At 67.4% G+C, this 13695-nt stretch carries 11 protein-coding genes; 3 read left to right on the plus strand and 8 right to left on the minus strand.

Going from position 1 to position 13695, the window contains the following annotated elements:
- Positions 1–8 precede the first annotated feature (8 nt).
- The 6 genes from DIZ26_RS23775 to DIZ26_RS23800 all read right to left on the minus strand — a co-directional run bounded on the left by DIZ26_RS23775 (position 9) and on the right by DIZ26_RS23800 (position 4941).
- Positions 9–767, minus strand: a complete 759-nt coding sequence (locus DIZ26_RS23775; RefSeq protein WP_198676247.1) for a phosphotransferase enzyme family protein — start codon at positions 765–767, stop codon at positions 9–11.
- An 87-nt stretch (positions 768–854) separates the two neighbouring features.
- Positions 855–1922 (minus strand): hypothetical protein, encoded by a 1068-nt coding sequence (locus DIZ26_RS23780; RefSeq protein ID WP_232828549.1) that lies wholly within the window; start codon positions 1920–1922, stop codon positions 855–857.
- A complete protein-coding gene (locus DIZ26_RS23785; RefSeq protein WP_112245121.1) occupies positions 1919–2200 on the minus strand; it encodes a hypothetical protein in 282 nt (93 codons plus the stop codon). The genes DIZ26_RS23780 and DIZ26_RS23785 overlap by 4 nt, the downstream gene beginning before the upstream one ends.
- Positions 2201–2289: 89 nt before the next feature.
- Complete coding sequence (locus DIZ26_RS23790) at positions 2290–3135, minus strand: DUF72 domain-containing protein (protein ID WP_112245123.1); 846 nt, start codon at positions 3133–3135, stop codon at positions 2290–2292.
- 137 nt (positions 3136–3272) lie between these two features.
- On the minus strand, positions 3273–4352 hold the full coding sequence (locus DIZ26_RS23795; RefSeq protein ID WP_112245125.1) for an inositol-3-phosphate synthase: 1080 nt from the start codon (positions 4350–4352) through the stop codon (positions 3273–3275).
- 10 nt (positions 4353–4362) lie between these two features.
- Positions 4363–4941 carry a PadR family transcriptional regulator gene (locus DIZ26_RS23800; RefSeq protein WP_112245127.1) on the minus strand — a complete coding sequence of 193 codons (579 nt, stop codon included), beginning with the start codon at positions 4939–4941 and terminating at the stop codon, positions 4363–4365.
- 215 nt (positions 4942–5156) lie between these two features.
- On the opposite strand from DIZ26_RS23800, the gene DIZ26_RS23805 reads away from it, so the two are divergent.
- A complete protein-coding gene (locus DIZ26_RS23805) occupies positions 5157–6641 on the plus strand; it encodes a short-chain fatty acid transporter (RefSeq protein WP_112245129.1) in 1485 nt (494 codons plus the stop codon).
- Here DIZ26_RS23805 and DIZ26_RS23810 read toward each other — a convergent pair.
- On the minus strand, positions 6631–8775 hold the full coding sequence (locus DIZ26_RS23810) for a family 43 glycosylhydrolase (protein ID WP_112245131.1): 2145 nt from the start codon (positions 8773–8775) through the stop codon (positions 6631–6633). The genes DIZ26_RS23805 and DIZ26_RS23810 overlap by 11 nt on opposite strands.
- Before the next feature lie 228 nt (positions 8776–9003).
- Between DIZ26_RS23810 and DIZ26_RS23815 the strand changes: the two genes are divergently transcribed.
- Together DIZ26_RS23815 and DIZ26_RS23820 are read left to right on the plus strand one after the other, a co-directional pair.
- A complete protein-coding gene (locus tag DIZ26_RS23815) occupies positions 9004–11241 on the plus strand; it encodes a transglycosylase domain-containing protein (RefSeq protein ID WP_112245133.1) in 2238 nt (745 codons plus the stop codon).
- 18 nt (positions 11242–11259) lie between these two features.
- The gene (locus DIZ26_RS23820) at positions 11260–12429 is read left to right on the plus strand and encodes a mannosyltransferase family protein (protein WP_232828550.1); all 1170 of its coding nucleotides are present in this window, start codon (positions 11260–11262) and stop codon (positions 12427–12429) included.
- Here the strand turns inward: DIZ26_RS23820 and DIZ26_RS23825 are convergent.
- Positions 12407–13645: a transglutaminase-like domain-containing protein gene (locus DIZ26_RS23825; RefSeq protein ID WP_112245137.1), complete on the minus strand. Its 1239-nt coding sequence runs from the start codon at positions 13643–13645 to the stop codon at positions 12407–12409. The two genes, DIZ26_RS23820 and DIZ26_RS23825, sit on opposite strands and share 23 nt — an antisense overlap.
- Positions 13646–13695: the final 50 nt, after the last annotated feature.

The following is a 13695-nucleotide window of genomic DNA, read 5'->3' on the forward strand; positions in this document are numbered from 1 at the left end:
GTCGGGGACTACTGCAAGGCGGTGATCCAGGAGTCGTGGTGGGTCTTGATGTAGTCCGCGGTGGGACCCCAGTGATCGCCGTGGCCCTCCGCGTAAAGGCGGGCCCAGGGCTGCTGGCCGGTCTCTGCTCCACGACGGAGCAGGTCGTACATTCCCCGCGTGTGGGCCTCGATCAAAGCCGGAAACGCCAGGCGCTCTTCGTCGTTCAGACCGTACCCGTCCACCAGCGCCCGCAGCCTGCCGGCGTCCGTCGCCACCTCGCCGTCTTGGTGGAAGGGCACGAACCCGTGAGCGACGTACCCGAGATCCCACAGTCGAGAACCGGGCCCCGCACCGTCCCAGTCGATGAAGACCCAGCGATCGCCGTCGATCACCAGGTTCCAGGGGGCGAGGTCGTTGTGGCAGATGAGCTCACCGCCGGTCGGGTCAGGGATTGCCACGTCCCAGCTGACCCCGGGCGGCGGATGGAAGTCGGACATCGCGTCGTGCAGGTCGTGGATCAGTCTGCCGAGGCGGTGCAGTTCCGTTGTGGTGAAGGGCGGAAGGGTGTCGGCGAGGGCGCCCGGGATGTACTCGACGACATGACGTCCCTCGTCGTCTCTTCCCAGTGTGCGAGGTGCGGCCTCGAAGCCCACCGAAGCCAGATGTTCGAGCACTGCCTCGACCCCCGGCGTCGCAATCGTCGCCGGCTTCCGGACCGTCGAGCCGATCCGCACGACGGCACCGCTGACATTCCCGCCGGTCAGAACCTCTTCTACTTCTCTCACTCGCCAATAGTCCCTTCACATAGGTCCGTCCGCCCCGGACGGCGGTTCTGACGCGATCCCCGGCTTCGTCGGAGTCGGTAATCCGGGTCAGCGTTGGTGTTGGTGTGGTTTCCCGGCGGGGTGGTGGAGGTGGCGCGCCGAGCCGGCGGTGTGTGGGTTGATGGGTGAGTGGGATGAGTGGTGGGCGGTGGTTGGTGGGGCGAGGCCGGAGAGGGCCTTGCGGAGGGGGAGGGATTCCGGCGTCGTGGTTGGGATGGAGGGCGGGTGGGGTGGGTCGAAGATCGCTTCGGCGGTGGCGATTTCTTCGGTGAGGCGTTGGACGGCGTGGTGACCGGCGGCGAGGGACTTGGTGGCGGCGAGGTCTCGGAGGTCGGCTTCGAAGCGGGCTAGCGCATTGAAGGAATCTCGCAGGGTGGTCTCCAGGCGGAGGCGGACGGCTGGTTCGCGGTCGGGCGGGACGATGTCGGGGAGACGACTCGAGCGGTAGGCGGAATCGACGATCAAGGGCCATTGGCCCTCGGCGGTCTGGCGGTTGAGTGCCGAGAGGGTGGTGCCGCGGGGAAGGCCCGACCGCCTGTCCAGATCGGTCGCGAGGACGCGAACGGCGGGGACGAACGCCTGGTACGACGGTGTGCTGCGTACCTCGGTGATGCCCGGCGCGACCTTGTCGATGCCGAGTCGCCTCACGTAGTCGTTCAGATGGTCGTGTGCCCATGCCTCCGCGACTCCTTCCTCCAGGGCACGAGCACCCGGCAAGCGGAAGGCAACCCTCGCGGCCTCCTGGGATGCGCCGGTCGGACCGAGGAAGTGGGATTGCTCATGGAGCACTGTCACGAGCGCCTCGCGGCAGCGGACCAGGTCCTCTTCCGAGTGTTTGACGCCTGGATCGGCGTACAGGTCGCGGAGTGGATCGAGGATGCACTCACGGTCGAGATGAAGCGTTCCGTCCCAGTGAGCGACGCCGAGGATTCCTTCGCCTGCCTCGATGACGTGACCGTTCCACGCTGTTTGGTCTGCGCCGCTGATGTCGATAGCTGCCTGGGCGTGGGCGGCCAACAGCGATGGGAGTGAGTCGGGCGGGCCGGCTGGCGCACCGACGTACCGGGGTGAGTTGAGGAGATGTAGCGCGGCGGTGACTTCGTCGGTGATGGTCATCCGCGCAGCGCCGTGGCGAGGCGGACGAGAGAGTCGGAGGAGCGGCGCAGGTCGTGTCGCTCCGCGGGGTCGTCGGTGTCGGCGGCTCGGCGCCGCAACTCGGTAATCAGCCAGTCGGCCCGCGCCCGACGCTCCTCGGCCCGAGTCGACCCAGCGGGCTGAGTGGGGTGGGCGGGCTGCGCAGGCTGAGCTGGCAGAGCCGCTCGAGCGGCCTGAGTCGGCTGGGCGGGGTGGGTGGGGTCGAACGGTTGAGTGGTCTCGAAGGGTTTGGGGTCCATTGTTGTCCTCCCGGGGGTTGGCTCTCGCCGGGGAACATATGGAGGTCGACCGCTGATTCAGGGGCGGATTTTGCGGTTGTGGATAACGGTTAGAAGAGGGTCGGTGGGGCGACTGGGAGCGGCTCGGGGAGTGGCTCGAGGTTGGGGACGACGGCGGTGACGTCGGAGTAGAAGCGCCGGGCCAGCGTCAGCGCGTCGACGTTGTCTGGCGTGTGCAGGAAGACGGTGGGGGATCGGCCTTCGGCCAGCCAGTTGACGACCGCTTTCACGAGGTAGTCCCAACCGGCCATGGTGAGCTGAGGATCGTCCCGCCCGATGTAGCGCACGATGGGCGTCGCGGTGAGGGCTCGCGTGCGACGTAGTACGCGGGGCTTCTTCATCCAGGCGTCGCGTTCCGCGTAGCTGCTCGCCGGAGTACGGAACAAGGTGACGGTGTCGAAGGGGATCCACTCGGCGCCGACTCGATCCAGAACGTGCTCGAGTTGGGCAGCAGAGCGCTCGTCGTCGAAGAACGAAGGGTGGCGGACCTCGACCGCGTAGCGGTAGCCGCGAGGCAGGCGGTAGAGGAAGGTCGCGAGAACGCCGAGGTCGGCCGGTGCGAAGGAGGCCGGCAGCTGAATCCAGAAGGCGTGGTTGCGAGGCCCGAGCGGTTCCATCGCGGTGAAGAACGGCTGCAGGTCCACACCACGCAGCCGCTGCTCATGCGTAGCGGTCTTCGGCAGCTTGACGACGAAGCGGAAGTCCTCGGCGGTCTGCGCCGCCCAGCTCTCAACTGTTGTCACCGCGGGCGTCGCGTAGAAGGTCGTGTTGCCCTCCACTGCGTTGCACCAGCTGGCATAGGCGCGAAGGCGCTCGGACGGTGGTAGTGGATGGGGAATCAACCGCCCCTGCCAGGGCGCGTACGTCCACATCGCGCACCCCACATGCAACCGCATGACGACGACGCTACCGAAAGTATCCGGCAAAGCCACAAAAGAAATCCGGCAAAGCCACAAAGAAAGAGGCCCCGCGACACTCGAGGTGCCGCGGGGCCAGAGCTACTCCGCGCTCGAAGAACGGAGTAACCGGCGTACTAGCGCTCGACCTCGCCCTTGATGAACTTCTCGACCAGGTCGCGGCAGACGTCGTCGGCGTACTGCTCCGGCGGCGACTTCATGAAGTACGAGGACGCGGACAGGATCGGGCCACCGATGCCGCGGTCCTTGGCGATCTTCACCGCGCGGATCGCGTCGATGATGATGCCGGCCGAGTTCGGCGAGTCCCAGACCTCGAGCTTGTACTCCAGCGACAGCGGGACGTCGCCGAAGTTGCGGCCCTCGAGCCGGATGAAGGCCCACTTGCGGTCGTCCAGCCAGGCCACGTAGTCCGACGGGCCGATGTGCACGTTGCGCGGGTCGATCTTGTCGACCAGCTGCGAGGTGACGGACTGGGTCTTGCTGATCTTCTTGGACTCCAGCCGGTCGCGCTCCAGCATGTTCTTGAAGTCCATGTTGCCGCCGACGTTCAGCTGGTAGGTCCGGTCGACGGTGACGCCGCGGTCCTCGAACAGCTTGGCCAGCACCCGGTGCGTGATGGTGGCGCCGATCTGCGACTTGATGTCGTCGCCGACGATCGGCACGCCCGCCTCGGTGAACTTGTCGGCCCACTCCTTGGTACCGGCGATGAACACCGGCAGCGCGTTGACGAAGGCAACCTTCGCGTCGATCGCGCACTGGGCGTAGAACTTGGCAGCCTGCTCGGAACCGACCGGCAGGTAGCAGACCAGCACGTCGACCTTGGCATCGCGAAGAGCCTGAACGACGTCGACCGGCGCCGCGTCGGACTCGGTGATCGTCTCGCGGTAGTACTTGCCGAGACCGTCGAGGGTGTGGCCGCGCTGCACGGTGACACCGCTCGGCGGCACGTCGCAGATCTTGATCGTGTTGTTCTCGCTGGCACCGATCGCGTCGGCGAGGTCGAGGCCGACCTTCTTGCCGTCCACGTCGAACGCGGCGACGAACTCGACGTCGCGGACGTGGTAGTCGCCGAACTGGACGTGCATCAGACCGGGAACACGCTCTTCGGGCTTCGCGTCACGGTAGTAGTGCACGCCCTGGACGAGCGAGCTGGCGCAGTTGCCGACACCGACGATCGCTACGCGGATCGAAGTCATCTGGAACTCCTTAATTGGGGGGTGAAACAGGCGGGGAATGCTCTTCGGGGGGCCGCTGCTGGCGCCGCTCGCCGTCGATCAGCTCGTTCAGCCAGCGGACCTCGCGCTCGGCGGACTCCAGGCCGTGCCGTTGCAGCTCGAGGGTGTAGGCGTCGACCCGCTCCGCGGTCCGGCTCATCGCGGCCCGGAAATTGGCCAGCCGTTCCTCCATCCGGGTCCGGCGTCCCTCCAGGATGCGCAACCTGGTGGCCGGATCGGTCCGGCCGAAGAACGAGAACCGGACGCCGAACGTGTCGTCCTCCCACGCCGACGGACCGGCATCGTGCATCGCGTGCGCGAAGTGGTCCTTGCCGTCGGCCGTGATCGTGTAGACGATCTTCTGCCTCCGCCCGTCCGGCGTCCCGGCGTCGGCGGAGATCAGTCCGTTGCGGAGCATCGCCTTCAGACACGGGTAGAGCGATCCGAACGACAGCACGCGTCCCCAGCCGAACTGGGCGTTGACGCGCTTGCGGAGCTCGTAGCCGTGCATCGGCGCTTCGTGCAGCAGACCGAGTACGGCGAGCTCCAGGACACCACTGCGGTTTCCCATGACCCACCTCCCTCGATCCAGTTTGTCATGACCTGATGTATCGACTCGATACATCGTGGCGCCACTGTAAGCACGGATCGCCTGCCACTCAACTCCTGACAAAGTCGGCCTTTGTCAGTCGAGCCGCGCCGCCGGGACACAAAACCTGTTACGTCAGGCTCCGATCTGCGTTAATTCGACTGACACACAGAGTCGTGGTCCAAGAGCGGAGGGTCATGGCCGACAGCCATGGGAAGCACGCGAAGCACGGCGTCGCCGATGAGGGCCCGCTGGCCCGTACGGCGTTGCGCTTCACCTCGTTCACCGAGAAATGGCTGCCGGACGCCTTCGGGTTCGTCCTGGTCGGCACGTTCGTCGTCCTGCTGTTCGGCCTCGTCACCGGCGAACCGCTGCTGAAACGCCCCGACGATCCGGCCGCGACGAAGGGCTACGGCCTGATCGACGGCTGGGGACTGGGCTTCTGGAGCCTGATCACCTTCACGCTCCAGATGGCGATGATCATCATCGGCGGGTACGCCGTGGCGACCAGCGGCCCGGTTGCCCGGCTGATCACCCGGCTGGCCCGGATCCCCAAGTCGCCCCGGACGGCCGTGGCGTTCGTGGCCGGCGTCGCGATGCTGGCGTCGTACCTGAACTGGGCGTTCAGCCTGATCTTCGCGGCGATCCTGGCGCGAGAGGTCGCCCGCAACGTGCCGAAGGCGGACTACCGCGCTCTCGGCGCAATGGCGTTCCTCGGCCTGGGGACCGTCTGGGCCCAGGGGCTCTCAGGCTCGGCCGCGCTCCAGGTCGCGAGTGCGAGCAGCAGCCCGGCTCCGGTCCAGGAAGTCATCAAGGCGAGCGGACATGCCAGCGGCCTGATCCCGCTCAGCGACACGATTTTCACCTGGCAGGCGATCGTCGCGACCCTGATCGTGTACGCCGTGGGCGTGGCGATGGCGTGGTTCATCGCGCCCGGTGAGGGCAACGCGAGGACGGCCGAGGAGATCGGCATCGAACTCAAGCCGCTGATCGGCCGCGGTTCGCCGTACAACGGGAAACAAGGCGGCGAGGAGAGGAGGCCGGGCGACTGGCTGGAGCACTCGCCGCTGTTCAGCCTGCTGGTGGTCGCGCTCGGCGCGGTCTACCTGGTCCGGTACTTCGACGGCAAGAGCTTCTTCAACGCCCTCGACCTGAACACGGTGAACCTGATCCTGTTCCTGCTCGCGATGCTGTTGCACTGGCGCCCATGGCGGATGGCCCGGGCAGTCCGTGACGGCGCTCCCGCAGCGGCCGGCGTACTGCTGCAATTCCCCTTGTACGGCGGGATCTTCGGCATGATCGCCTATACGGGGGTGTCCGCACGGCTGGCCGGATGGTTGGTGCAGGCAAGCAACCAGTTTCTCTTCCCGCCGCTGGTGGCGATCTACTCGTGCATCCTCGGCGTATTCGTGCCCAGCGGCGGCAGCAAGTGGGTGATCGAGGCGCCGTACGTGTTGCAGGCGGCCAACGAACTCAAGGTCGACGCGGGCTGGATGGTGGTGGTCTACGACCTCGGTGAGGCCAGCGCCAACCTGCTGCAACCGTTCTGGATGCTGCCGACGCTGGCCATCCTCGGGCTCAAGGCCCGCGACATCATGGGTTACACGTTCACCATGTTCCTGGCGTGCTTCCCCGCTGCCCTGATCGCCGTGACCCTACTGGCGCCGCACGTCACCGGGTGACACGGAAGTAGTCGAAGGTGGCACTCGCCTTGCCGTACGCCGCTTCGGCCTGTGCTGTCGAGCCCTGGGAGACCAGGCCGATCCGTGGCGTCGTACCGGCCGGCAGGGTCCACGCGGCACCCCAGACCCAGTGTTTGCCGTCGGTGCTCGACGCGGCGCGGTAGCGGTGTTCCCCGGTGCCAGGGACCAGGTCGTGCGCCAGCCGGAGCCAGGTGGTCGCGGCAGGCGGGCCGATCATCGCGCCGCCGAAGCTGACGATCGGTGGCGCCGCCGGAGGAGTGAACCGCATCCGCTTGGCGAACTCCACGAACCGTCCGGTGCCACCGGCAACATGATCGAGGCGCATCCAGTCCTGGTCGTCCACATACACGAGCAGCCCAGCCTGCTGGTAGTTGCGGACCGTGTCACTGCCGACGTCCAGGCTCAGCTTCGTCTCCACCACGAACCTGCCCTCAGGCTGGTCACGCAGCAGCAGGGAAGCCTTGGCCGCAGTGGCGTCACTGGAGAGGTCATTGGTCTCAGTCGGCCACGTCAGAGCGCCACCGGCGACCACGGCGTCCGGGCTGACGTTGCGCCAGGTCCACCCACTGCCCCATCCATCGCTGAAGTCATCGCTGTAGCGAGAGTCGACCTTCCCCACGTACGGCGTGGGCGCTGCGCGACGCACCGGCTGATAGAGCGCCGCAGCAGAGAAGTTGTCCACGGCGCCGAGAGCACCGGCCGACCCACGGCTCATCCCAGCAGGCAGCCCGAGACTAACCACGGCCAGCGGATCACCGAGCCGGTCCTCGCTCGCCTCGACGGTCACCTGGTTGCCCCGCACCTCCAAAGCCACATTGCCCGCGTCGTACGCCAGCGCAGCCTCCCGACGCCCTATCACTCGGCCGTGACGAACCGTCTCCACCACGAGCCGCCGCGCATTCACTACTGCCCTGACCAACGAGCCGTCGGCACCACGCCGGGCATACACGCCACCACTACCCCGGAGGTCGGCCTCGACCCGTACGTCGGCGGGCAGCGGGCCGACGAGCGGCGCGGTGACCGGTGCGGTGCGACTGGTCTCGCTAGGACCAGTGCCTGCGTTGACCGTCGGCCAGCCGTCGATCCAGTCGAGGCGGTCGAGCAGCATCGGGCGCAGCAGCCAGCCGTTGGAGCCGGTGACGAACGGATCGGTCCGGTCGACCGCGTGGTACGCGAACCATTGCTGTCCGGCGAGGTCGGTGACGATCGACGAGTGGCCCGTCCCGACCCACTTGTTGCCGTTCGACGCGACCACCGGCGTACCGCCTGTCCGGGACGCCAGCAGGCTCGCGCCCTGGCGGTCGACGAACGGCCCGAGTGGACTCTTGGAGCGCCCGGCGAAGACCGCGTAGCCGGTAGCGGGACCCGCGCAGCAGTTCGAGGAGGAGCCGAACAAGTAGTAGTAGCCGCCTTGCTTCACGACGTACGGACCCTCGAAGCGGTCTCTCGCGACGTCGGTCACGGGACCGACCGTCTTGAGCCCGTCAGGGGTGAGCCGGACAGCGTGAATGCCGCCGTTGTAGCTACCCCAGTACAAGTAGCGCGTGCCGTCGGTGTCGGTGAACTCGGCCGGGTCGATCGTCCACTGGAAGCCACCGTCGGCAGCGGGACGAGGGGCAACCACCGGTGCGCCCGAGTCCGTCCACGGCCCGGCCGGCGTCGGGGCGGTCGCGGCACCGATCGCGTAGTCCCAGTTGTCCGGCGTCGTGGTCGTGTTGTGGACCGTGAAGTACAGCACATAGCGGCCGCCGAGGTAGCGGATGTCGGGCGCCCAGAAGCCGCTGGACGGATCTGCCCACGTCGGCCGGTTGGTGCCGTCGAAAACCGGCCCCACCTTCTCCCAGTGGGTCAGGTCCCGCGAGCGGGCGATCTTGTACGAGTCGCCGTCGGAACCGTCCTTCGCGTACGGGCCGCCGGTCGAGTACGCGTACCACCAGCCGTCCCGGCCCTTGATCATCGAAGGATCGGGGAAATCGGCCGAAAACCCTGCTGTCACGGGGTTCGAATAGCCCTCGCCCGTACTGCGGGCGCCCGCGGCCGGCGCGCTCAGCAGGGCCAGGGTCGAGATCAGGGCCAACCCGGCGGCGGGCAACCGGCGTACGAGAGATCGCATCTGAGGTCCTCCTCGGTGCGGCACGGGCGGAGCGGCACCAGGGAAACCGATTTCTGGTGCCGTGGGAAGAGCCGGCCGGAAGAGCAGCAGACCACTTTCCGCTCCTCCGAAGGGATGACGCGGAGTGGTCGCCGGGAACGCTACGATGCCTGGCGGAATAGGGAGCGCTACCACATCGCCCGTACTCTGGGTGGCAATGACTTCAGCGAGATCGTCGAGGATTGCACTGTGAGTGAAGGTCGTAGGAAAGCCGCCCCGGTCCGACGGCGAGGGAAGCGGCACTGGGCGCTGCGCGTTCTCGGCTGGCTGGCGGCACTGTTCTTCCTCGGCGTGATCGCGGTGACGGCGGTGTTCTTCATCGGCTACCAGACCACCGACATCCCGGACCCGAACAAGGCGTTCGCGACCAACACCACGACGGTGTACTTCTCCGACAACAGGACGCCGATCGGCAGCTTCTTCGACCAGAACCGCCGCTCGGTGCCGCTCAGCCAGATCCCGAAGACCGTCCAGGACGCCGTGATCGCGGCCGAGGACCGGACCTTCTGGACCAACCCGGGCGTCTCACCGTCGGGGATGGCCCGGGCAGCGTTCAACATCGCTCGGGGCCAGCAGTTGCAGGGTGGCTCGACGATCACCCAGCAGTACGTGAAGATCATGTACCTCACCCAGGAGCGCACCTTCTCGCGGAAGTTCTCCGAGCTCTTCATCGCCACCAAGCTGAGCCGGCAGAAGGACAAGAAGGAGATCCTCGAGGGGTACCTGAACACGATCTACTTCGGCGAGGGCGCGTACGGCGTCGCGGCGGCGGGCGACGCCTACTTCAGCAAGGCGAACCCGGCACAGCTGAGTATCGGCGAGGCGGCGCTGCTGGCGACCGTACTGAACAACCCCACCCGGTTCGACACCGATTCGACCGACCCGGTGGTGAAACAGCGGGTCCTCGACCGCTATCGCTATGTGCTGGACGGCATGAAGCAGACCGGCACGATCACCGAAGCCGACTACGCGAAGTGGAGCAAGGCCGTCCCGGCGATCCACAAGAAGAAGAAGGCGAACCGCTTCAAGGGTGTCCAGGGCTTCCTGCTCGACATGGCCCGCAAGGAGCTGTCGAGGCTCGGCGTCCCCGACGACGAGATCAGCGGTGGCGGGCTGCGGATCACCACCACCTTCGACGTCGAGCTGCAGAAGAAGATGAACGCCGCGATCGCCGAACGGCCCAAGAAAAAGGGCGATCTGCACATCGGGATGGCCTCGGTGCGACCCGGCACCGGCGAGCTGGTCGCGATGTACGGCGGCAGCGACTACCTGGCCAGCCAGTTGAACTGGGCAACATTGCGGGCCCGGCCAGGCTCGTCGTTCAAACCGTTCGCGGTCGCGGCGGCGCTGGACAGCGGCGACTTCAGCATCTACTCCACCTTCCAGGGTGACAGCCCGATCGAGGTCCAGGGGCTGAAGCTCAAGAACGAGTTCAACGACGACTACGGCGACGTCACGCTGAAACAGGCCACCGAGCAGTCGATCAACACGGCCTTCTACGACCTGATCGACAAGCAGCTGGATGACGGGCCGAACAAGCTGGTCAGCATGGCCGAGAAGGTGGGCATCCCGAAGACGACCGCCCTGGAGCGGGGGCGGAACAACCCGTCGACCGTGCTGGGCCCTGATCCGTATGCCAGCCCGGTCGAGATGGCGAACGCCTACGCGACCTTCGCAGCCGAGGGTATGTACGTGCCGGTGCACACCATCAAGAAGGTGGACTACCCGGGCAACGCCAAGGACTGGACCGACGCCCAGTTGCCCCACAAGCAGGTGATCAGCAAGGAGCTCGCCGACCAGGTCAACTACGTCCTCCAGGATGTGGTCGAAGGCCCGAAGGGCACTGGCAAGCTGGCCAAGGAACTGGACCGTCCCGTCGCCGGCAAGACCGGTACGGCGGGTGGCGTCGCTGTCGAGCACCGCGCCGCCAACGCGAAGTGCGACGGCTGTAAGGACGGCTCGGACACGTTGACCTCCTGGTGGACCGGTTACACCGCGGGCTACAACTCGCCGACCGATTCCAAGGGACTGGCGACCTCGGTGCTGTACCGCGCCGGCAAGACCGGTGAGAGCGACCTCGACCCGTACAGCGACGACGCCGCCTTCTTCGGTGGCAACTGGCCGCTGCGGACCTGGCTGGCCTACATGGAGCCGGCGCTGGGCGACACGGACAAGGCGGAGTTCCCCGAGCCGTCGGAGGACGCGCTCAAGGACTCGCCGACACCGACGTACACGCCGTCGAACACGCCGACCAACACTCCGTCGAACACGCCCACGAACACACCGACCAACACGCCGACGAACACGCCCACGAACACACCGACCAACACGCCGACGAACAAGCCGACCAAGACGCACACCCCGAAGTGGCCGACCATCCCCACGGGTGGTCCGCCGACTCCCGGCAACGGAGACGGCAACCAGTAGTGGCCGGTGTTTGAGCGGGTGGCAGAGGAACGGCCTCGCCGGGCCAGGAGGGCTCGCGAGGCCGTCGGACTCGTGCGGCTGCTGGACCTGAGCGCTCGCGAGACCCTCGGCTGGTGGCTGGTCACCCGGATCGGGATCTTCGTCCTCTCGATCTCGGCGCCGCTGCTGTTCAACCGGGGCACCGACTACCCGAACGTCTGGCACGCCTTCCTGCAGTGGGATGTCTGGCACTTCAAGGCGGTCGCGGAGTTCGGCTACAACCACGGCGAACCGTCCGGCGCACCGCTGGCCGCGTTCTTCCCCGGCTTCCCCGCGCTCATGCGGGTCGCGAGCTGGCTGGGGATCGGGTACGTCGGTGGCGGCATCCTCGTCTCGGCCATCGCCAGCGCCGTCGCCGGGGTCTACCTGGCCCGCCTGGCGCAGTACGAGTACCCGCAGCTGGCCAATCTCGGGCCGAAAGCGGCACTGATCTGGTTCACCGCGCCGGTCGGGATCTTTCTCGCCGCGCCCTACACCGAGGCGCTGTTCTGCGCCTTCGCCTTTCCCGGCTGGCTGGCCGCGCGCCAGGGTCGCTGGGCGCGGGCGGCGATCTTCGTCGCCCTCGCGTCGACCGTGCGGGTCTCCGGGATCTTCCTGATCTTCGCGCTCGGTGTCGAGTTCCTCACCTCCAAGAAGCGCGACTGGTCCTCACTGCCGTGGCTGGTACTGCCGGTGGTTCCGGTGGTCGCGTTCATGGCGTACCTGAAGAAGATCCACGGGTCCTGGTTCGCCTGGCAGCACGCGCAGGAGAAGGGCTGGGCGCGTGAGTTCACCTGGCCGTGGACCTCGCTGGTGCACACCGTCGAGGCGGCGACCAAGGGCCACTTCCCGGCCGATCGCAGCGACTGGACCTGGATGTTCCGCGCCGAGCTGGTCGCGTTGTTCGTCGGACTGGTCCTGCTGGCCTGGTTGTTGTGGCGGCGGTCCTGGGGCGAGGCGGCCTGGGTCGCTGCGACGATCGGCGCGTTCACCACGTCGTTCTGGGTTTACTCGCTGACCCGCGCCACGCTGCTGTGGTGGCCGCTGTGGATCGGCCTCGCCGTCCTGGTCGAGAAACGCCCGTGGCTCGGCCGCCTCTACCTGGCGATAGCGATTCCGCTGGCCGCGGTCTGGGCCGCAGCCTTCTTCACCGGTCGCTGGACCGGCTGAGATAGCGAAGGTGCTGCGGGGCGGTTTCGCCGTACGGCGTGGTGATGGTGACCGTGAGTTCGTGGCTGCCGGGGGTCAGGTCGAGTGGGTGCTCGTCGACGGCCTTGCCGTTGACTCGGATCGCGGTGCCGTACGGGTGGGCATGGCTGAACCGCACTGTGGGTGCGGTGACAGTGCCGCCGAGGCCGGTCGTGACTGCGGAGAGCCGCGGATAGGCGAGGTCGCCGTCGTGTACGAGCCGCGGCGTACGGATGCTGCGCATGCCCTGGAAGATCGGTGCGAACGGACCCTCCGACCACGTGTAGCCCGTCGTCGTCACCGACGCGAAGTAGCTGAACCACGCCGCAGCCTGCTCGGCGCTCAGCGACTCCACCCCGCGCGCTCCCACGAACGCAGGCGGCTCGGTGAGCCGCTGCAGGTCCCGTACGCCGAGTGGCCGGCCGCCATCGTCGACCCAGTACGACCCGTTCTGGCCGTCGAGCAGCACCCAGCGATCCAGGTCGTCGATCCACGCCTCGCTGACGACATGGCCACGGCCGACCCCGACGTGATGGTTGGCCTGCCGCAGATCGACTCGCCTGGCCGGGATCCGTACGGCGTTCAGCGCCTGACTCAGCACGATCGAGTACTCGACGCAGGCGAACCGGGCGCCGCCGTCGACCCGCTCGAGCACGTTCAGCGCGTCCGGATCCTCGACATGGTCGTTCGCGTGCGGCCACTGGTCGTGGACCCATTCCAGCAGCGCGGTCGCGGTGTCCCAGGCCGAGTCCGCGGCATCCGGTAGCCGGTCGAGCAGCGCACTCTCGCGGTCCGGGGCGATCGCGTAGAGATCCAGCGCACCCACCGGGCCGGCGTCCGGCCACTCGGTCAGTTCGAGCGTCGGCAGCGGAACGTTCGCCTGCATCCGCCGCTGCAACAGCGGCCAGCCGGTGTCCTGACCGAAGTACTTCTCCAGCTCGCCTTCGAACATCTCGGGCTGGCTGAAGCCGAGCGTGACCGCCTCCTCCAGCAGCGCCGACGCCTGCGGTGACCCGAGCCGGCGCGCGGCGATCGCAGCCCCGGGCGCCCACAGATGAGCCCACCACTGCTCATCGGCACGCAATTCGCCGACCAGGTCCAGCAGCGGCTGATCGTTCTCGTCCCGCAGGTGCCGCTCGGCCGCCAGGCGCAACTCGGCCAGTTCGCGGGGCGGCAGGTCGTCGACTCGTTCACTCACCGAGCCATCATCACCCGCCCGGAGGCCGCTCACGAGGCCTGGCGGCGTCC

This window comes from Kribbella monticola, from assembly GCF_003261635.1.
In the GTDB taxonomy this organism is placed as follows: Bacteria; Actinomycetota; Actinomycetes; order Propionibacteriales; family Kribbellaceae; genus Kribbella; species Kribbella monticola.

What these genes read in the sequence shown, in the direction of transcription:
- DIZ26_RS23780 (WP_232828549.1), bottom strand. Translation starts at nt 1,922, where the DNA reads ATGACCATCACCGACGAAGTCACCGCCGCGCTACATCTCCTCAACTCA.
- DIZ26_RS23785 (WP_112245121.1), bottom strand. Translation starts at nt 2,200, where the DNA reads ATGGACCCCAAACCCTTCGAGACCACTCAACCGTTCGACCCCACCCAC.
- DIZ26_RS23790 (WP_112245123.1), bottom strand. Translation starts at nt 3,135, where the DNA reads ATGCGGTTGCATGTGGGGTGCGCGATGTGGACGTACGCGCCCTGGCAG.
- DIZ26_RS23795 (WP_112245125.1), bottom strand. Translation starts at nt 4,352, where the DNA reads ATGACTTCGATCCGCGTAGCGATCGTCGGTGTCGGCAACTGCGCCAGC.
- DIZ26_RS23800 (WP_112245127.1), bottom strand. Translation starts at nt 4,941, where the DNA reads ATGGGAAACCGCAGTGGTGTCCTGGAGCTCGCCGTACTCGGTCTGCTG.
- DIZ26_RS23805 (WP_112245129.1), top strand. Translation starts at nt 5,157, where the DNA reads ATGGCCGACAGCCATGGGAAGCACGCGAAGCACGGCGTCGCCGATGAG.
- DIZ26_RS23810 (WP_112245131.1), bottom strand. Translation starts at nt 8,775, where the DNA reads ATGCGATCTCTCGTACGCCGGTTGCCCGCCGCCGGGTTGGCCCTGATC.